The organism is Anaerotignum propionicum, from assembly GCF_024461735.1.
GTDB lineage: Bacteria > Bacillota > Clostridia > Lachnospirales > Anaerotignaceae > Chakrabartyella.
This window is the reverse complement of record NZ_JANGAD010000024.1, coordinates 1-482: the sequence shown is the minus strand read 5'-3', so window position 1 is coordinate 482 and position 482 is coordinate 1. Positions and strand designations below refer to the sequence as shown.

The 482-nt window shown below is 53.5% G+C and carries 4 tRNA genes; all 4 read left to right on the top strand.

Annotated elements, in window-relative coordinates:
- The first annotated feature begins 58 nt into the window (after nucleotides 1-58).
- The 4 genes from NE558_RS14245 (at nucleotide 59) to NE558_RS14230 (ending at nucleotide 414) form a co-directional block, all read left to right on the top strand.
- A tRNA-Pro gene (locus NE558_RS14245) sits at nucleotides 59-133 on the top strand.
- Between the two features lie 31 nt (nucleotides 134-164).
- A tRNA-His gene (locus tag NE558_RS14240) sits at nucleotides 165-238 on the top strand.
- Between the two features lie 12 nt (nucleotides 239-250).
- Nucleotides 251-323 (top strand) — tRNA-Lys (locus NE558_RS14235).
- Nucleotides 324-330: 7 nt separating this feature from the next.
- A tRNA-Leu gene (locus tag NE558_RS14230) sits at nucleotides 331-414 on the top strand.
- The last annotated feature ends 68 nt before the right edge of the window (nucleotides 415-482 follow it).

The following is a 482-nucleotide window of genomic DNA, read 5'->3' as shown; positions in this document are numbered from 1 at the left end:
ACTTGGTGGGAAGCTGCCTGGGAAAGTAGATGGTTGCCAGATTTCAATTTTTTGCTTTCGGGGTGTAGCGTAGCTTGGCTAGCGCGCCTGATTTGGGATCAGGAGGTCGCAGGTTCAAATCCTGTCACCCCGAGCCTCGTATCAGTGGAAAATTATTTCTTATGGTGGGTATGGCGCAGGTGGTTAGCGCGCCAGATTGTGGCTCTGGAGGCCGTGGGTTCGAGTCCCACTATCCACCCTTTATTTTTTCGGGTCACTAGCTCAGTTGGTAGAGCACTGGACTTTTAATCCAGGTGTCTCGGGTTCGAGCCCCGAGTGACTCATGTTTTTGCAGTCGTGGCGGAATTGGCATACGCGCTAGACTAAGGATCTAGTCCGGGTTTCTGGGTAGGGGTTCAAGTCCCCTCGACTGCATGATTTGCGCGAATGGCTCAGTGGTAGAGCATCGCCTTGCCAAGGCGAGGGTCGCGAGTTCGAATCTC